Source organism: Planktothrix paucivesiculata PCC 9631, from assembly GCF_900009265.2.
Classification (GTDB): domain Bacteria; phylum Cyanobacteriota; class Cyanobacteriia; order Cyanobacteriales; family Microcoleaceae; genus Planktothrix; species Planktothrix paucivesiculata.
Map to the genome: position 1 here is coordinate 1 of NZ_LR735096.1, position 259 is coordinate 259.

A 259-nucleotide genomic window follows, 5' to 3' on the forward strand; every position below is an offset into this window, starting at 1 on the left:
GTTGACCCTCAAGCATTAGTCGCTCCCCGTGCTGCTTCTAACAAATCCGATAAAGATTGCACTGCTGGCTGATCAACCTGTGGAGACCATACCACCGCCTCAGTCGCTTTTAATTGACTTATAAGCTCTTCCCCTTGCCGTTGCAATAAGGCCTCAATTCTTTGCCAATCTTGGTAATTAATAATCACCGCCACAGGGTTAAAATCCTCATCTGTAACAATTTGCTTTTTTATAGCTGGCATTTTAGTTAGCTCCTAAA

1 protein-coding gene is annotated in these 259 nt (G+C 43.2%); it reads right to left on the reverse strand.

Translation table 11 applies throughout. The annotated features are described in order from the left end of the window. Positions 1 to 8: 8 nt before the first annotated feature. The gene (locus tag PL9631_RS25720; protein ID WP_083622941.1) at positions 9 to 242 is read right to left on the reverse strand and encodes a hypothetical protein; all 234 of its coding nucleotides are present in this window, start codon (positions 240 to 242) and stop codon (positions 9 to 11) included. Positions 243 to 259: the final 17 nt, after the last annotated feature.